Here is a 16,470-nt window from a genome sequence, read left to right as displayed (position 1 = left end):
GCCCTTTCAATCCGCCAGGGACCAGCTGTTGAGCGGCTGTCGCTACGCTGGCAAGTCGGGCAGCAAAAGAATGTGGAACGTCGAATTGGAACGCTAGTCGTCCGCGGACGCTGCGCCGCTCGCGGAGACGCCCGTGCCGGGACCGAGGTCGATGCTGAGGTCGTCGAGTTTCTCGTCGGGAACGACGCCGTCGACCCAGCCGCGGTGCTCGTAGTACTCGTCTTTCATCGCGTCGAGTTCGCAGAGTTCACCCTCGATGCCGCCGCCCGCGGGCACCGCGTCCTCCGCGCCCTCCACGAAGCGGTCCGGGAGGGTGTCGTCGTCGCCGTCGAAGCCGGCGAGGTTGTTGTAGTAGCGTTCGAGGTTGTAGATGCGCTCGCCCGTTTCCAGCAGTTCCTCCTCGCCGACGTCGCGGCCGGTCATGCCGTTGTACTGGTCGATGTACTCCTCGACGCCCTCCGCGAACGCGTTGAATTTGCAGATGTCGAACGAGTCCGAGATGGCGTGGAGGTCCTGGAAGGTCGCCGTGAGTTCGCCTTTCCCTTCCCAGTCCGTGGGGTCGACCTTCTCCGGGATGCCGAGAATCTCGGCGGCGGGCGTGTACCCGCGGAGGTGACAGCCGCCGCGGTTCGAGGTCGCGTACCCGATGCCCATGCCCTTCAGACCGCGCGGGTCGTACGCCGCGATGGACTGCCCCTTCACGTCGAGGCGGCAGTCGTGGGCGTCCAGCGTCTCCGCCGCACGCTTCTGCCCCTCGGCAAGCACGTCCGCGAGGTCGGTGTCGCGGGTAGCGATTTTCTCCAGCATCTCGACCATGGCGTCGACGTCGCCCCAGTCGAGGGTCTCGTCGAAGTCGTCGAGGTAGCCCTTCTCGGCGGCCTCCATCGCGAACGCGAGCATGTTCCCGCTGTCGATGGTGTCGATGCCGAAGTCGTTACAGCGGTCCATCATCAGCGCGACCTTGTCGCGGTCGTCGTTCATGGAGTTCGGGCCGAGCGCCCACGCGGACTCGTACTCGTAGGACTCCATGCGGACGTTGAGGTCCTCGCCCTTGTGGTGGACGTCGACCTCGACTTCCTTCTTGCAGGCGACCGGGCAGGAGTGACACGTCGGGTCGTCGACGAGGATGTTCTCCTCGACGTTCTCCCCGGAGACCTTCTCGGAGTCGATGTTCGGCTCGTCGGGTTCGGCCTCGGTTTCCGTACTCGTGGACGTGTATCGGCCGTTTCGGGTCGGGAGGCCGTCCATTTCCTCGGTGAGGTTCATCAGGACGTTCGTCCCGTAGACGGAGAGCCCGCCCTCGTTGGGCGCGGTGACGTCGGACTCCTGAATCGCCTGCATGGCGGCCTTGTGGCCGTCCATGAACGTCTCGCGGTCGGCGGGCTTGGGCATCTGCGTGGACGCCTTTACGACGACCGCTTTGAGGTTTTTCGACCCCATGACGGCGCCCGTACCACCCCGGCCGGAGGCGCGGTCGTCTTCGTTGATGATGCAGGCGTACCGGACCGTGTTCTCGCCGCCCGGGCCGATGGCCATCGCGGAGAGGTTCTTCCCGTACGCGCCGTCGACTTCGCTCTCCAATTCGTCGATGGTGTCGTGGACGCCGTAGCCCCAAAGGTGGCTGGCGTCACGCAGCTCGACTTCGCCGTCCTCGACGACGGCGTAGACGGGGTCCTCGGCTTTCCCCTCGAACAGCAGGCCGTCGAAGCCCGCCCACTTGAGGCGCGCGCCGCTCCACCCGCCGTGGTGGGAGTCCGTAACGGTGTCCGTCAGCGGGGATTTCGTCACGACGGCGATGCGGCCGCTCATCGGCGTCTGCGTCCCCGTTAGCGGGCCGTTCATGAACGCGAGGAGGTTCTCCTCGGAGAGCGGCTCGACGTCGGGGCCGTTCTCGAAGACGTACTTCACGCCGAGGCCGCGCGCGCCGATGTACTTGCGCGCGTCCTCGTCGTCGATGCTCTCGTAGTCGACGTCGCCAGCGCCGAGGTTGACGCGAGCGACGTGGTCCTGGAAGCCACCTAGGTCAGTCATAGTTGGTGCTCTTTCGTTACATACGGGCCGTATCCCGATAGTGATTCCCACGGTCGCGTAGCTGATACTGGTTACATTTACGAAGGCGAGCGGACCACTCGGGACGCCCGTTTCGGCCACGCGACGCTTCGCCGTCCCGGAGATTTCGGCGGCGGCGGGACCTTTATGCTCGTCGCTGTGCCACGTTCGGGCATGGAGCCGGTGTCACTCGGCGTTCCGGAACCGATTCTCGACGCACTCCCTGCCGACAGCGACGATACGCGCAAGGACATGCAGCAAGCCGTCGCCGGCTGGGAGCGCCGCATCAACGACGCCATCGACGCCGCGGACTCCGACGAGGAGGCCGTATCCTACGTCGTCGACGCCGTCGAGCGGCTGGAGGAGCGCCTCGAACGCTACGACGAATTCGTGCCGGAACTGCGCGCGTGGGGGCAGTCGCCGATTTACGCCATCTCGTGGCGGAACCTCCACGTGGAACTCGTCGCCCAGATTTACGACCACGACGAACTCGGCGAAGCGCTGGACCGCGAGCGCAACCAGCGGCTCGTCGAGGATGGTATCCGGTTCGGGGGCGCATGAACGTCGAACTCCGCTTCTTCGCGACCTTCCGTGAGGCAGTCGGCACGAAGGTCGTTGAGCGCGAGTACGACGAGGGGACGACCGTCGGCGAGGTGCTCCGCGAACTCGAAACCGAGTACGATGGCTTGGCGGGCCAGCTCGTCGAGAACGGCGGCCTCCGCCCGCACATCAACGTCCTGAAGAGCGGCCGCGAGGTGCTACACCTCGACGGCATGGAGACGGAACTCGAAGACGGCGACCAGTTGAGCATCTTCCCACCGGTCGCCGGTGGAACAGCGACGGAGGACGTGGTGTGAAGCGGGAGAAGGAGTTTCGCGGCATCTCCGTGCGGCTCGCTCGGAACTACCTCGAGAACCTCGGCGGCACCATCGTTGACGACGACACGGTCGAGGGCGACGGCTGGCGCGCCGAGTTGTCCGCGGAGAAAGTCGCCATCGGGCCGTCGCTGGAACTCACCGAAGTTACCGTCGAATTCGCGGCCGACGAGGCGTTCGGCGAGGAAACACTCGAGGAACTCGTCGAGGACTTCTCGCGGAAGGCGATGCGCGCGGGCGGCTAAGGTTCGAGGCTGTCGACGACGCGACGCGAGAACTCGACCTCGGTCATGGTGCCGTCCGCGAGTGCGTCGAACCACTCCTGCTCCGCGCGCCACGACCCCAGTGGCTCGTCGTCGAGGTCGGTTACGGTCGCTTCCACGCTACGAACCGACCAGCCGGCGTCGGCGAACAGCTTCCGGAAGACGTTGACTATGTCCCCGACCTGCTGTTGGGGGATTTCGCCGTGCTGGTCGGCCGCCGCGGACTGGTAGGTGAGGTGGCAGGTGTCCCCGGATTCGGCAACTTCGCGGAGGTAGCAGCCATGGTTCGTGAGCCGGGATTCGAGCGCGAACTCGCGGTCCTCATCCATCACTGGCAACCTCGACAGCGAACGGGATAGGCGTTTCCCGTCGCCCGAACCGAATACGTTCGGGGTTGTGTTTAGGCGGGCGAAGCGCGAACGACCCGTATGAGCGTTCAGAACCGCGAGGAGGGCGGTGAGGTCGACGGTCAGCGGAGTGAGACCACCGTGGAACTGCGTGCGACCGGCCACGTTCGCCGCGAGCTCGGCACGCACAGCATGGAGTTCTCCTTCGACGGGACGACGCTCGGGGAGTTCCTCGACGCGTTCTTCGGCGAGTACGGCCTCGAAGACATGCTGCTCGCGGAAAGCGAGGAAGAGGAGACTGCTGCGACGTGGGCGAACTACCCCGGCGACCCGCCCGGCCGCTGGGAGCGCAACCCCGAAGGCGAGCGCACCCGGGCGTACGCTCGCGTGCTCGTGAACGGCCGGTTCAACGAACTCCTCGACGGGTTCGCCACCGAATTGGAGGACGGCGACCGCGTCGCGCTCACCTACCCATTTTCGTTCTGCTTCTAATTCTGGGCGTCGAAGTCGAGCGCGGCGGAGTTGATGCAGAAGCGTTCTCCAGTGGGTTCCGGCCCGTCCTGAAAGACGTGGCCGAGGTGGCCGCCGCAGGTCGCGCAGACGACTTCCGTGCGCTCCATGCCGTTGCTGTGGTCGGGGCGGCGTTCGACGGCGTCGCTCTCGGCGGCGTCCCAGAAGCTCGGCCACCCGCAGTGCGCGTCGAACTTCGTGTCCGCGTGGAACAGCACCTCGCCGCAGCCCGCACACCGGTACGTGCCGTCCTCGTCGCGGTCCACGTGCTCGCCGGAATACGGGCGTTCGGTCCCCGCCTCGCGCAGAATCTCGTACTCGTCGTCGCTGAGACGCTCGCGCCACTCCGCCTCGGTCTCGGGCACGTCGCTGGCGTCCGCGCTGCCGGCGTCGGCGCTGTCACTGGCGTCACTCATACTCACTGGTAGGGAGCGGCCGCGGGTAAACCTACAGGTCGCGGCGGGTCAGAGGTCGCCGACGATGTCGGCGGCGTGTTCGAGTTCGTCTTGGTTGACGGTGTGACCCATGCCCTCGTAGATGCGCTCGGTGACGTCGGCGTTCATCGCCTCGAAGACGTCGCGGGTCTCGTGGACGCGCTCCTCGGGGATGTGGGGGTCGCGGTCGCTGCAGCCGAGGAAGATTGGCGTGCCTTCGAGGTCACCCTCGTGTTCGTGCGTGGTGCCTTCAGGGCCGTGGAGGCCGCCGGAGAACGCGACGAATCCGCCGTACTCGTGGGGGTTCCGAGCGACGAACTCGCTGCCGAGACACGCACCCTGCGAGAATCCGAGGAGCGCGACGTTCTCTGCGGGGACGTGCTCGGTGACGTCCTCGAAGACGTCGTTGACCAGGCCGAGCGCGGAACTGAACCACGGCTCGTTCTCTTCGGTGGGTTCGAGGAAGCTGTTCGGGTACCACGTCGCGCGGGCGGCCTGCGGTGCGACGAACGCGGCGCCCTCGCTGGGGAGGTCCTCGGCGAATCCGAGCATTCCGCTGGCGCGAGCGCCGCGACCGTGCAGCAGAATGACGGCACTGTCGGCGTCTTCGAGTGCGGGTCCGCGGTGCTCAACCGGCTGTCCGGCGTGGGGGTCGGCGTCTGTCATGCCTTCCAGTAAGCCACCCACACGTAAACCGTTCCGCTAACCTCGGGGCCATCCGGTGACGGCGGCGTCACCCCAGCAGTGTCACTCTGACACCTGATTCCAGTCGGAACCACTATGGGTGCCCGCTGCGTACGGTCGGACATGGCAGACGAGCGATACAGCGAGGAGGCTTGCAGCGTCATCGACTCGCTGGAACAGATTGGCTCCCAGTGGCGGCTCATCGTGCTCCACGACCTTCAGGAAGGCGAGAAGCGGTTCAACGAGCTCAAACGCTCGACGGACGCCAGTTCGCGGACGCTCTCGCGCGTGCTCGACGACCTCCAAGAGATGGGGTTCGTCAACCGCCGCCTCGAGGAGGAGTCGCCCGTCGCGACGTACTACTCGCTGACCGCGAAGGGTGAGTCGCTGTTCCCGGTGTTCGACGCCATCGAGGAGTGGGCCGAGGAGTGGCTCGGCGACGACGCGGACAGCGTCGACGCAGCCGCCACGCTGGCCGACACCTGAACGAGGAACTGCGACGCCCAACCGGGGTGCGGAGTGAAAGTGAAGCGAACTATTCTGTGTGGCTACTATCGAGCTGCGGACCGATTCCACCTGTGAACACGCAATCGCGGTACAGCCACGACTGACTTCACTTTCACCGACAGCCAGTACCGAACGCCGTGCCGATAGTCGGCTTCCGGCTCGCCGCGAACCGGCAGACCTTACGGCGTTCGCGGGATAGGACGCCCATGACCGCGTTCGACGACCTCTCCGAGGGCTGGCAGGTCTGGAACGACGACGAGGACGGCGCGATTCTCGTCTACCGGCCCGACGTCTTCGACACCCAGCGCTTCCCCGCGCCCTGCCTCCCGACGATTCGCGTCGCGCGCCGCCCGCCAACCGAGCGCAAGCGCCGCTCGCACTCCGCGCCCGACAGTTGGTTCGTCTCCCTCCGCCTCGAACCCGAAGTCCGCGTCAAGGACGCCGACGCGCGCTTCGACTCTCGCGACGCCGCCGACGCTGGTGCGGTCGATCTCGCCGCCCGCTTCGACACGGGTGACGTCGACTACCGGGACGCCTACCAGCTTCCCCGCGACGACTATCTCGACGAACTCGACAAACTCACGGACTGACCGCCGCTATGCCCCATCTCGTTCGCCCCCTATCTCGACTGTCTCCGCCTCCCGGAGCCATTCCTGCACGCGCTCGTACGCGAGGTCGACGGCGGTCTCCACGCGCAGGATGTCGGTGTCGACCGTGAAGTCCGCGTCGGGCCAGTCGAACTCGTCGTAAATCGTCTTCACTGCACGGTCCGGGATTCCGTCTCGCTCGTAGTTCCGCCGGACACAGGTGTCTCGGCCCGCGGTCACGAGCACCACGTAGACGTCCGGGAACCCCCGGATTCGCGCCTGCCACTTCGCCTTGTAGAACGTCCCGTCGAGCAGCCAGTTCGCTTCGGGGGCGTCGGCGACGCGCTCGAACAAGTGGTCGTACACCGGCGTCGCGAGGTCGTCCGTGTGCACCACCTGAAAATCGTAGCTGTCGGCTTCGAGCCGCCGATTCAGGCCCAGCGCGACCGTGGTTTTCCCCGCACCCGGCGGCCCACACACGACCAGTATCACACCTATGCTGTCGGTGCTCGCTCGGGTAGATGTTCGGGCTAGGTCTGGTGTTCGTACGAGCGTTCTCGCACGAGTGGTCGACAACACCACCTCGAAAGCCCCGACTGGCTTCGGGAAGCACGGCGACGTAAGCACTGAAGCGAACGGAGTGAGCGAAGGGCGCAACGAGCCGCGCGACCGAAGCCAGTCCCCCCTTTCAGTCCGCCCGTTACCGGCTGACCAACCGGCTACGGGCGGATTGAAAGGGGCGGGTCGCTCGGCGAAGTACGCCGAAGTAAGCACCGAGAGAGCGAAGCGAACGAGGCGCGCAGCGAGGCGCACGAGTCTACAGCCTCGGGGCTTTCGAGGTGGTGTCTTCCAGAGTTGCCGTATCACTCCGAGCACCTTCGACCCAGACGATTCCAGACCGTCCTGCTGGCGGGAGGCTTAACCACGCGCGAGCCGAATCGCCGCGTATGTCTATCACGCTGCTCGGGTCGCGGCTCGCCGAGCCGGGTACGGAGTTCGTCTATCGCGGGGAGTCCTCAGCCTGCGAGGGGTGTCCGTACCGCAAGCAGTGTCTGACGCTGGAGGAGGGCGTGCGCTACGAGGTCACCGAAGTCCGAGAGGGCGGCCAGGTGCTGGATTGCGCGGTCCACGACGAGGGCGTGGTCGCGGTGGACGTGGAGCCGACGTCCGTGAAGGCGAACGTGCCGTCGAAGGGCGCGTACGCTGGGAGCAAGGGGAAGTTAGCGGGGCCGTGCCCCCACACGGAGTGTCCGAGCCACGAGTACTGTGAGCCGGTGGGCGCGGAGTTCGGCGAGGAGTATCAGATTCAGGAGATTCTCGGGGACCCGCCCCACGACTACTGCGCGCTGGACAGGGAGTTGACGCTCGTGGAGTTCGCGCCGTCTGAGGACTGACCGACGGTGCCGCGGTGTTGGCCGCGGTAGCCGAACTGGCCGGCGTACCCGTACGGCGACAACAGCACCGGATAGAAGGGGTCGTCGGCGACGAGTTCGTGGCCGTCCGCGGCGGCGAATGTCTCGCCGCGCTCGACGCGCTCGAAGTTCTCGACGAACACCTCGTACTCGTCGGCCGGGGGTTTGGGAATTGACTCGCCCATCTCGAAGACCGGAATCTCGCGTTCGACTGCGCTCCCGGGGAGCGCGCCGACCGCGGTGAGGAACTCGCGTGCGAGGCGGAACGCGTTCTCCGCGGCCGTCTCCGTGCCCTGGAGGCCGGCCTCGGCCTCGATGATGTCCGCGTCGGACGCGAATAGTCGGCCTTCGCCGAAGCCCTGGGTGTCGACGGTCGCGACTATGGGGAGTCGCGGGACGACGTCCGGAATCTGGCCGTCGAAGCCCGCGGTGATGGCGAACGGGTCGGCGTGGGACTGCGTGGAGTGCAGCGACAGCACGGTACAGCCCCGGATTTCGTCGGCGAGGCGGTGGGCGAGTTCGACCTCGTGGGCGTCGTCGGGGACGTCCTCGCCGAACGAGCGGTTGAGGTCGGCGTCGAGGTAGCGGACGTTCTCCTCGAGCGCGCGCTCGTTCGCGACGACGAGTTTCACGGGTTCGAGTACGTCGAGGTCGGCGTCGAGCAGTCGCTGGACTGCGTGAGCGCCGCAGGGCTCGTCGCCGTGGACGCTCCCGACGACCGCCACTTCGGGTTCGCCGTCGCCTATCTGTTCGACTCGCATCGTCACGTCGTAGCGGACGCGGACGCATAGGGGTTGCCGTTGCGGCCATCGTGGAGGGCCCACCGACGGGATTACGGCCCGCCAGGTCCAAGCCGGTCGTGATGGACGACCACACCCGCGACCCGAGCGTCGCGCCGCCGCTGGGGAACCCGACCGGCTGGCTCGCCGACCGCCGGGTGTGGGAGCACGCGACGCTACGACGCGCGACGGAGCACGGCGTCCGCCTCTACAACAGCGGGGAGTTCCACGAGTCCCACGACTGCTTCGAGAATGTTTGGCTGAGTGTAAACAAATCGTACCGTCAGGGAACCGGGTTCGAGCGGCTAGCAACTACCCTATGAACAACCACACGCAAGACCCAAACGTAGGCCCACCGATTTCAGGGAACCCGACCGGCTGGCGGCAAGATCGGGGCGTGTCGAATGGGTGGGAACATGGGACCCTTCGGCGGGCGGTGATTCACGGCGTCCGGCTATACAACTCCGGCGCGTTCCATGAATCACATGACTGTTTTGAATCAGAGTGGTATAACTACGGGAGCGGGACCACCGAAAGCGCATTTGCTCACGGAATGGTGCAAGTCGCGGCGGGCGCGTACAAGCACTTTGACTTTGAAAATGACGACGGTATGCGTAGCCTCTTCGAGACGTCGTTACAGTATCTCAACGGTGTTCCGAATGATTACTACGGGGTCGACGTTCTCGGCGTCAGAACCACGCTCACGAACGCGCTTAACGACCCAACCGTATTAGACGGGTGGCAAATCGTACTAGACGGGAAGCGACCGGAAGCTCGACAGGAGGATTACGAACACGCCGAAAGTCTAGAATGAATCACTTAGACGGACAAGCCGTCTAAAGACTACCCGCGTTTGCTGGCGCGTAGCGCTCGAACTGCTTTCCGGCGTTTTTCGTCGGTATCTTCGGCGTCGTCGAAGAGTTGGAGCGCGTCGGGGTGGGTCCCGCTCGAACCCGTGAAATACGGTATCTCATACCCGAGCTTCCGAAGTTCGTTTACCGCCTTCCAGTAGTCGTTTCCTCGAAGCCGGTCGGAGGAGTTTGTGATTATTCCCGTCGCCCGGGCTACTAACGTGAGCGGGCCGCCGCCCTTCTGCCCTTCGCTAAGATCGACGTATTTCTCGGAATCGGCAAAGCACGACGTTCCGCTATTACTATCTCGCCACGGCGGGTCAAATCGCGGCGGGTCACGGCCTGGGGCCGTGTCCCATTCGTCGGCCACGTCCCGGGCCACGTCCCGGCAGTCGATCGCCTCGATCGCGGCGTTTACTACCTCTATGTCGTCGGTTTCCTCTATGTCGTCGGGAAGGTCGTCGACGGATAGCGTTTGCTGGTTTCGCTCCCGGTTCGCTTCCCGCTCTTCCGTCAGGTCGTCTATGCGGGCGCTCACGGCGTCGCGCCAGCCGTCGGCGTCGGCGTAGTAGTCGGGCCACAAGTTCGCGACGACGGCGCTCACGGCGTCCGTGTGGTCGGACGTGAACTCGTCGGCCCACGCTTCCGCGTCGGCTATCGCGTCGGCGTCGACGGCTTCGATCGGCGTGTAGTCGTAGCTCGGGTTCTCCGGGTCGACCGGCGTAACCACGCCGTCGAGCGACTTATGAAGCGACATAGGCGCTTTGTAGAGCCGGTTTTTGTTATTCAGTAGGTCCGGCTCGAACGTCCCAGCGGCGTCGGGGACGGCGGCGTTCACGTCGTCTTTCACGCCTTCGAGCCAACCGTTCACCCGGTCGGTCATGTCCTCGAAGATAATCGCGCGGTCGCGGCGGTCGAACGCTTCCGCGATCGGCGCGGTCGCGGTCGGCGCGACGAAGGCGTAGGCCCCGCCGACACTATCCAGGGCATAGACGTGTTCCATGCCGCCGGCCAGTTCCCCGAACGCTTCGAGATAGAGGGATAGCGCCCGCTCTATCGTTTCCTGGGGGATGTCCCCCTCCGGGCGCTTCTGTTTCACGTCGTCGGTTAGGTCTATATCCGCGAACGGGGCGTAAGCGCGTAGGTCCCCGTAGTTCGGTAGCGGGGTTTCGTCCCCGTCCCATTCTTTTCCGTTCTCACCGTAGTCAAACGCCCGCCAGCCGTCGATATACCACTTCGCGGGGGCGTAGTTCACGGTCGCGTAGGCCACCCGCTCAAGTTCCTGGCGGATACCCGCGAATTCCTTCCCGAGCGCCCACGCTCGACCTTCGCCGTCCCACGCGCCCGGCCCCTGGCGGGTCCGATACCAGCCGAAGTAATCCCGGTTCCCGGGGCAATGCCAGCCGTCGATCTCCCCGAGCGTCGCGTACAGCTCCCCGAGCCGGTCGTAGTGGTCCGACGGCGTAGGCGGCTCTTCGTTCGCCTCATTCGACGGTTCCGGGGTTTCGTCCGGGGCTTCGTCCGGTTCTTCGGCGGTCTTACCCCGGGGTTCACGGGCTTCGTCCGGCCCTTCGGCGTCGGCGGTCGGGTTGCCTTCGAGGAAACCCCGGGCTTTGTCCGGCGCAATCCCGAGCGCGCCGGCTAACTCGGCTACGCTGGCGTCCGGGTTCCGGCGTAGGTAGCGGTCGGCCCGCTCTTCGTCGCTCACGGTCATGCTACCACCTTCCCATGTCGGCGGATTTTCTGAATCGGCGGCGCGGTCGGCCCGTCGAAGTATTCGCTCACTAAGTGTAGTTCCGAGCTGGCCCGCGTCGTCCCGACGTAGTAGACTCTATGCTCTTCGGCGGCGCGGTCGGCGTCCCGCGAATACTGTCGAACCGTCCGCTTTGACGACGTAGTAAACAGGTAGACGCTCGGGGCTTCGAGTCCCTTCGACGTGTGAACCGTTCCGACTTTCACCTCTTCCGCCTTGAGCGACGCCGGGGCGTCGATCGCGTTCTTGAGAACGTCACGCTTCCAGGCGGCTATCTGTAGGTGGTCGGCTATGTCTAACGCGCCGTCGAAGTCCTCGAACGCTGGGGCCACGGCGTCGGCGTCCATGATACCGCCGAGATCGTACCCAAGCCGGGATTTCCGCTCTTCGCCGTCGGGGAGCGCCCCTAAGACGTGTCGAAGGTTCGGGAAGGCGTAGGCGCTCCCGGCCGACGCCATGTTATTCAGGAACGCCAGCATTTGCCGTAGGTCCCCGCGCCACACGCCGCCGTAGGTCCCCAACACCTCGAACGGAACGCCGACGTCCCGAAGGTCGTTCGTAAGCCGCCGGAGCTGGCCGTTCGTTCGGGTGAGAAGCATTACCGGCGTGTTGTGGGACGTATGCTGTTTTGCCGACGCTATCACGGCGTCGCGAAGGTCGTATTTGTCCGTAATCGACCGCCAGCCGACGTTACCCCCGGGTTCGCGTCCCTCGAACCCCCTCGGGTCCGTGTCCGTGTGAGCCGAGAGAACGGCGTTCCCGACCGCCGCGATCTCCCGGGGACACCGATACGACTCTTTCAGGTCTATTACGTCGTCGACGTCCGTGTTCTCGAAGTAATGCGGCGTCCCGCCACGGAACGAATAGATCGACTGGTTCGGGTCGCCGGCCAGGTATATCCGCTCGATCGTTCCTTTGTCGCGCCACGCCTTGAATAGCCGATATTCGAGCGGGGCGAAATCCTGGAATTCGTCGATTAGGAGAACGTCGACGGCGGGCGTCACGCCCGCGTGATACGCGAAGTCGACGTAATCCCCATGCTCGAAAAGCCGATACTCGAAGGCGTCGCGCTTGTATTCGTCCCATTCGTCGAGTAGCGCGGTCACGCGGTCGCCCGCGATCTCTATGTCTATCGGCGCGCTTCGCCACTTCTCCGGGGGTTTGCACGTTTGCCGGAGGAAATCGTTTATCGCGAAGAGTTTGTTCCCGACGTATTCGGTCGACTCTTCGCCCGCCAGGAGCTTACGCGGGTCGGCGGCGTCCGGGTCGTACCGCACCCCCCGAGTGTCGCAAAATGCCGCGTAGGGGTCTAATTCGTCGTCGTCGAAGCTCCCCGGAACGATTATCGGCCCTGGCCCCTCTTCGTCGGGGTCCGGGTCTAACAGGTCCCCGCGAATGAGTAGTGAAAGCGCCAGGCTATGCAGGGTTCGAGCCTTATCTTCCACGTTGTCGGCGTCGGCGTCGCGGAATACGTCGGCCAGCTCGGGTTTCACGTCGTCGCGTCCCGCGCGGGTGAACGTGAGCCACCAGAACCCGTCCGGCGTAAGCCCGTCCCGCTTCTCTTCGCGTAGTTTCTGTTTGAGCGTGTGGGTCTTTCCGGTCCCCGGCGCGCCGTCGACCTGGATTACGTCGGTCATTAGGCGCTCACCTCGCTATGGTTCGGGTCGTCGCGCCCGCCTACGTCGTCGGGCGTAACCCCGAGCGCGTCCGGCTCGAACGGGTAGACCTTCGTGTAACTATCCCACGCCCACTTTCGCCGGACCCGGGACCCGTGTATGTCGCCACGGTCTATCAGGTTCTTAATTAGTTGGCCCTTGTATTCGAGTTTCTTCCCGGCGGCTTCGAGCTGGTCGACGAGGAAATCATCTTGAACCCACACGATCGGCGCGTCCTCCGGGGCGTCGTCGTAGACGGTCGTATTCTCCGGGTCGTACCACGCCGCCGCGACGTCGTTCCCCATATCTTCGCGGTCCCCGACGGGTTTCAGGGTGTTACCGAGTTTCGAGAGAACACGGTCGGCTATCGCGTCGCTGGCCGTCTCTTCGACGACGTTCACGACTTCGCTATTCTCATGCCAGCGTTCCCTTATCGCTTCCCAATCCTCTTTCTCGATTTCGATTAGCTCGAAGAATTGGTTCGCGATCTTCTCTTGAAGCGTCCCCGCGCCGTTTCCGACCATTTCCGACGCTTCAAACTCCAATTCCCCCGTCCGGCCAGCATACGTTAGTTCGACCTTCCAGGTCGTCGTTTCCCCGCCGTGGATTTCAACCGGGTATTGCGTCCCGTCAATAATTCGCTGTATTTCGCCGGGGAGGAACTTATCGGCCTGTTCTTCGCGGTCGACTTCGTTCATGGCCGCGAACCATTCCTTTAATTCGTTCCGAATTTCCCCGGCGTCGACGCCGCTCCGTCCCTCTATCGACGATTCGACGCTATTCAGAAATTGACCGCGAAGGGTCGCGCTCCCGAAGATTTTCGTTGAATACTCCCCGCTTTCGAGAACGTCCCCGTTCGCGTAGGCGGCTATTCGCATTTGACCGCCGCCGATCGGCTCGTATTCGAGCGTCACGTAGCCGTCGGCCAGCTCTTCGGTAAATGCTTCCACGTTCTCGGCGGGGTCGCTCACGCCGACCACCCCCGCGAAGAGGTAAACCGTTCCAGTTCAACCCTTCGAGGGTCGCGCGCGTATAATGCGCGTCGCGCGAGAAGCGAGCAAAGGGGGGTCGATTTTCGACCCCTTTCCGCCAACCCCCTTGGTAGGGTTGAATGGGTTGAACCGCCCTGTTCCTTCCTGCGGTTTTCTAACCCAACCCTTAGATTGAGGGTTGGACTGAAAGGGGTCGATTTCCGCCCCGTTCGCGGTCCCCGCGTGTGTGCGATAGAAAGGGACCGGTTCATTCGCTCACCACCCCGTCGACGATCGCCCGCTCGACGACATGACACGCACAGCCGTAGGCTTCCCACCACCATTCGCCGGTCGCCTTGTCGTGGGGCGTCGCGAACGGCGGTCCCCAGCTCGAAGCGGTAAGGGCTACGGCGGCGTCGAACGCCACGGCTCGGGGGTCGCCGTCGTCGCCATGTTCGGCACGTAGCGCGTCGTTCACGCCCGCGACGTACCCACGCGGGCGGTACTGTTCGAGCGGGGTTTTGTCGGTCGGGTCGCGGTCGGTGGTTTCGAGCGTGACCGAACAGTAGTCGGTCACGTCGGCGTTCCGGCTCATTCACGTCCGCCCCCGATTTCGGTGGTTTCCCGCTCACAATCCGCACACCGATATACGTTCTCGCGGTCGGTGGGTTGGAGGTAGCCGCCACACCCGCACTTGTAATTCACGTCGACGGCTTCGAGTAGCTCCCTGGCCCACTTCGCGCTATTTAGGTCCGACGTAGCGAGCGCGGCCAGGGTGTCCCGGTTGTCACGGATTTTCTCGCTGGCGCTCCCCGCCATATCAGGTTTCACCCCCGTTATCGGCAACTCGGGCCAGCGCCCGGGCCGTGTCGTCGGCAAGTAGGGCGTAGTCGACCGGCTCATTCTCATGCTCGACCCGGGCGATTAGCCCCACGGGGCTAGCTTGGACGGATACGGTCGAATGGGTCAGCTCGAATTGAACCGCTAACCCTTCGACGACGGATTGAATGGTCGCCCAAATCTCGGCGGGGTCGGTGTCGTTGCGGTACGCTCGAAGCGCGACCGCTTGAATGAGATCGGGACCAGCCGCGTTCGGGGCCGTGTTTCGGGTCTGTCGGATAGCGCCAGCCGGTCCTCGGGTGGCACCACCCCTATTTTCGGTAGTCTTTTCGGCGTTCGTGCCGCCCCTAGTAGGTGGGCGGTTTCCGGTATCGCTCGACATGGTATTGGCCTACCTCGTTTGAACGACGCCGGAACCGCCCAACCATTCATACGCGCTTTGGACGCGCATTTTATGGGGTGATACCCCGTAGAACCAGGTGTCATCGGCCTGGGCCTGGGGTTTCTCCCGGGCGCTCCCCATTTCTGCCGAGCGGATAGCCCGGCATTTTCGCGTAGCGTCGTTCGTACCTACTACTTTGGACGCTAATTATAAGGAACTACCCCAACACAGTACCATACACAGGTGCGGTAGAAATATACCAATGGCCTCCGAAAACACGACCATGGGACGAAATCAGGGATTGACGGAAAACCAGGTGGTTGAGATCATGGAAAATTCCCCGCGCCCCGTTTGGTCCGCCCGTGATATGGCAGACTACGCGGGCGTAACTCGAAAGACCGCGCATAAACGGCTAAAGAGCCTCGCAAGCGCGGGAAAACTAGAATCAATTCAGGTGGGGAACGCTACGACGGCTTACTATCTCGTCGGTATCGAGACACAGCCGATTGGCGACGGTGAAGAACCCATCAAATGGGATATACGCCGTTCATTCGAGGATGAGTTTGTTGGGGACAATTCCGCCCCCTCACAAGTTTCAACCTTCGACGGCGTGGCAGAAGCCGGCGATAAAATTCAATTCGTAGTCGAGGGCCGCCCCGGCTCCGAGTGGCGACGATCGCCAGTACATGGAACCCATCTATACGAAAACCGACGGAAGGAATTGCACTACAATGAAACCGACGAAGAGGAGGTACAAGCCTTAGTGAGTGGCGAATTGTATGAAAGGCCCACCGTTCCAATCGAACACATCAACTATCCCCCTGAATACAAACTAGAATTGAATATCGGCCCTCATATTGAGGAAACAGAAAGGGGGTCCGCCCTGATTGCAACCGGGGTGAAAAACCACCTTATACGGCCATGTGACGACGCCCTATTCTTGGAAAACGTCGAAGTGGAATGGCTTTGTCCAATTGGAGAAGGCCAGGAGTTGGAGACGACCTCCTTGGGGGACGTCGCAGAACATTTTGATGATGATTCCTCGAAGCGTCCGCCGGAAGTTCAAGAAGCACTAGATAAACTCCAAGAGAAAGAGGGAGAGGATTCACCCAATTTCCCGCCGGAGCCGGACATTAAGGCAGATATAATCATGCTATCTGACGACTGCGAACCGGAGCGGGCCTACCTCGAAGCCCACGAATCGGAAGAGGCAGATTATCGGGTTATCCCGGCTGATTTCGAGGGTAACGAATTGGAGGGGAACTACGAGCCGACGGACCAATTCAGGCGCGAAGTTCGGGAGAAAACGGCGGTCGACGGCGAGCTACGGTTTGAACGTACCTGGTTGGAGGACTAACCCATGTCGGCTCTGGTGAATCGCTGGACAGCGTCGGCTTCGACCGTCAGAACTAGTGGAATGAAGCGGGAAACCGCCGATGCCTATGTCGAAGATTTCCCGCTTCACGAAGAAAGCGGTTCAGTTAGCTAAAAATGCTGTCGGTGGCCGAGGCGAAGTCGCCGCCCCCGAAGGGGGTGGCGGCTTCGCCGATTACGCCATCGTTTCGCTTCAC

At 63.6% G+C, this 16,470-nt stretch carries 21 protein-coding genes and 1 pseudogene; 11 read left to right on the top strand and 11 right to left on the bottom strand.

The window, feature by feature from the left end:
• Positions 1-93: 93 nt before the first annotated feature.
• Positions 94-2,031 carry an aldehyde ferredoxin oxidoreductase family protein gene (locus tag LPA44_RS07680; protein ID WP_230889004.1) on the bottom strand — a complete coding sequence of 646 codons (1,938 nt, stop codon included), beginning with the start codon at positions 2,029-2,031 and terminating at the stop codon, positions 94-96.
• A 192-nt stretch (positions 2,032-2,223) separates the two neighbouring features.
• On the opposite strand from LPA44_RS07680, the gene LPA44_RS07675 reads away from it, so the two are divergent.
• The 3 genes from LPA44_RS07675 to LPA44_RS07665 are packed head-to-tail and all read left to right on the top strand — an operon-like array spanning position 2,224 to position 3,169.
• Positions 2,224-2,610, top strand: a complete 387-nt coding sequence (locus tag LPA44_RS07675; protein ID WP_230889003.1) for a hypothetical protein — start codon at positions 2,224-2,226, stop codon at positions 2,608-2,610.
• Positions 2,607-2,906 (top strand): ubiquitin-like small modifier protein 1, encoded by a 300-nt coding sequence (locus tag LPA44_RS07670; protein WP_230889002.1) that lies wholly within the window; start codon positions 2,607-2,609, stop codon positions 2,904-2,906. Before LPA44_RS07675 ends, LPA44_RS07670 begins: the two co-directional genes overlap by 4 nt.
• Positions 2,903-3,169, top strand: a complete 267-nt coding sequence (locus LPA44_RS07665; protein ID WP_230889001.1) for a hypothetical protein — start codon at positions 2,903-2,905, stop codon at positions 3,167-3,169. The genes LPA44_RS07670 and LPA44_RS07665 overlap by 4 nt, the downstream gene beginning before the upstream one ends.
• Here LPA44_RS07665 and LPA44_RS07660 read toward each other — a convergent pair.
• Positions 3,166-3,516 carry a hypothetical protein gene (locus LPA44_RS07660; protein ID WP_230889000.1) on the bottom strand — a complete coding sequence of 117 codons (351 nt, stop codon included), beginning with the start codon at positions 3,514-3,516 and terminating at the stop codon, positions 3,166-3,168. The genes LPA44_RS07665 and LPA44_RS07660 overlap by 4 nt on opposite strands.
• A gap of 99 nt (positions 3,517-3,615) precedes the next feature.
• Here LPA44_RS07660 and LPA44_RS07655 point away from each other — a divergent pair, with 99 nt between their 5' ends.
• Positions 3,616-4,026 (top strand): MoaD/ThiS family protein, encoded by a 411-nt coding sequence (locus LPA44_RS07655; protein ID WP_230888999.1) that lies wholly within the window; start codon positions 3,616-3,618, stop codon positions 4,024-4,026.
• Here the strand turns inward: LPA44_RS07655 and msrB are convergent.
• Positions 4,023-4,460 carry a peptide-methionine (R)-S-oxide reductase MsrB gene (gene msrB, locus LPA44_RS07650; RefSeq protein ID WP_230888998.1) on the bottom strand — a complete coding sequence of 146 codons (438 nt, stop codon included), beginning with the start codon at positions 4,458-4,460 and terminating at the stop codon, positions 4,023-4,025. The genes LPA44_RS07655 and msrB overlap by 4 nt on opposite strands.
• 48 nt (positions 4,461-4,508) lie before the next feature.
• Positions 4,509-5,144: an alpha/beta hydrolase gene (locus LPA44_RS07645; RefSeq protein ID WP_230888997.1), complete on the bottom strand. Its 636-nt coding sequence runs from the start codon at positions 5,142-5,144 to the stop codon at positions 4,509-4,511.
• Positions 5,145-5,285: 141 nt separating this feature from the next.
• Between LPA44_RS07645 and LPA44_RS07640 the strand changes: the two genes are divergently transcribed.
• Positions 5,286-5,648, top strand: a complete 363-nt coding sequence (locus LPA44_RS07640; RefSeq protein ID WP_230888996.1) for a winged helix-turn-helix transcriptional regulator — start codon at positions 5,286-5,288, stop codon at positions 5,646-5,648.
• A 227-nt stretch (positions 5,649-5,875) separates the two neighbouring features.
• Positions 5,876-6,259, top strand: coding sequence for a DUF5820 family protein (locus tag LPA44_RS07635; protein ID WP_230888995.1), 384 nt, complete (start codon positions 5,876-5,878; stop codon positions 6,257-6,259).
• Between the two features lie 6 nt (positions 6,260-6,265).
• Here the strand turns inward: LPA44_RS07635 and LPA44_RS07630 are convergent, their stop codons facing one another.
• A complete protein-coding gene (locus LPA44_RS07630) occupies positions 6,266-6,748 on the bottom strand; it encodes an AAA family ATPase (RefSeq protein ID WP_230888994.1) in 483 nt (160 codons plus the stop codon).
• Between the two features lie 455 nt (positions 6,749-7,203).
• On the opposite strand from LPA44_RS07630, the gene LPA44_RS07625 reads away from it, so the two are divergent.
• Entirely contained in the window at positions 7,204-7,650 is a 447-nt protein-coding gene (locus LPA44_RS07625; RefSeq protein ID WP_230888993.1) for a UPF0179 family protein, read from the top strand.
• Here the strand turns inward: LPA44_RS07625 and LPA44_RS07620 are convergent.
• A complete protein-coding gene (locus LPA44_RS07620) occupies positions 7,593-8,429 on the bottom strand; it encodes a succinylglutamate desuccinylase/aspartoacylase domain-containing protein (RefSeq protein ID WP_230888992.1) in 837 nt (278 codons plus the stop codon). The genes LPA44_RS07625 and LPA44_RS07620 overlap by 58 nt on opposite strands.
• Before the next feature lie 101 nt (positions 8,430-8,530).
• On the opposite strand from LPA44_RS07620, the gene LPA44_RS07615 reads away from it, so the two are divergent.
• Together LPA44_RS07615 and LPA44_RS07610 are read left to right on the top strand one after the other, a co-directional pair.
• The gene (locus LPA44_RS07615) at positions 8,531-8,770 is read left to right on the top strand and encodes a DUF309 domain-containing protein (RefSeq protein WP_442903372.1); all 240 of its coding nucleotides are present in this window, start codon (positions 8,531-8,533) and stop codon (positions 8,768-8,770) included.
• A complete protein-coding gene (locus LPA44_RS07610) occupies positions 8,767-9,261 on the top strand; it encodes a DUF309 domain-containing protein (RefSeq protein WP_230888991.1) in 495 nt (164 codons plus the stop codon). Before LPA44_RS07615 ends, LPA44_RS07610 begins: the two co-directional genes overlap by 4 nt.
• Before the next feature lie 29 nt (positions 9,262-9,290).
• Here the strand turns inward: LPA44_RS07610 and LPA44_RS07605 are convergent, their stop codons facing one another.
• The 5 genes from LPA44_RS07605 to LPA44_RS07585 form a co-directional block, all read right to left on the bottom strand.
• The gene (locus tag LPA44_RS07605) at positions 9,291-11,006 is read right to left on the bottom strand and encodes a hypothetical protein (protein ID WP_230888990.1); all 1,716 of its coding nucleotides are present in this window, start codon (positions 11,004-11,006) and stop codon (positions 9,291-9,293) included.
• A 2-nt stretch (positions 11,007-11,008) separates the two neighbouring features.
• A complete protein-coding gene (locus tag LPA44_RS07600; protein ID WP_230888989.1) occupies positions 11,009-12,688 on the bottom strand; it encodes a 3'-5' exonuclease in 1,680 nt (559 codons plus the stop codon).
• Positions 12,688-13,677 carry a hypothetical protein gene (locus LPA44_RS07595; RefSeq protein ID WP_230888988.1) on the bottom strand — a complete coding sequence of 330 codons (990 nt, stop codon included), beginning with the start codon at positions 13,675-13,677 and terminating at the stop codon, positions 12,688-12,690. The genes LPA44_RS07600 and LPA44_RS07595 overlap by 1 nt, the downstream gene beginning before the upstream one ends.
• 268 nt (positions 13,678-13,945) lie before the next feature.
• On the bottom strand, positions 13,946-14,272 hold the full coding sequence (locus LPA44_RS07590; protein ID WP_230888987.1) for a hypothetical protein: 327 nt from the start codon (positions 14,270-14,272) through the stop codon (positions 13,946-13,948).
• A complete protein-coding gene (locus LPA44_RS07585) occupies positions 14,269-14,496 on the bottom strand; it encodes a hypothetical protein (RefSeq protein ID WP_230888986.1) in 228 nt (75 codons plus the stop codon). Before LPA44_RS07585 ends, LPA44_RS07590 begins: the two co-directional genes overlap by 4 nt.
• Positions 14,497-15,266: 770 nt before the next feature.
• Here LPA44_RS07585 and LPA44_RS07580 point away from each other — a divergent pair.
• Entirely contained in the window at positions 15,267-16,256 is a 990-nt protein-coding gene (locus LPA44_RS07580) for a hypothetical protein (RefSeq protein ID WP_230888985.1), read from the top strand.
• Between the two features lie 85 nt (positions 16,257-16,341).
• Positions 16,342-16,470, top strand: a pseudogene (locus LPA44_RS07575) (IS5/IS1182 family transposase); the annotation flags it as partial.

This window comes from Halobacterium sp. KA-4, assembly GCF_021028995.1.
In the GTDB taxonomy this organism is placed as follows: Archaea; Halobacteriota; Halobacteria; order Halobacteriales; family Halobacteriaceae; genus Halobacterium.
The sequence above is the reverse complement of the archived record's forward strand: the minus strand, read 5'-3'. Positions and strand labels throughout refer to the sequence as shown.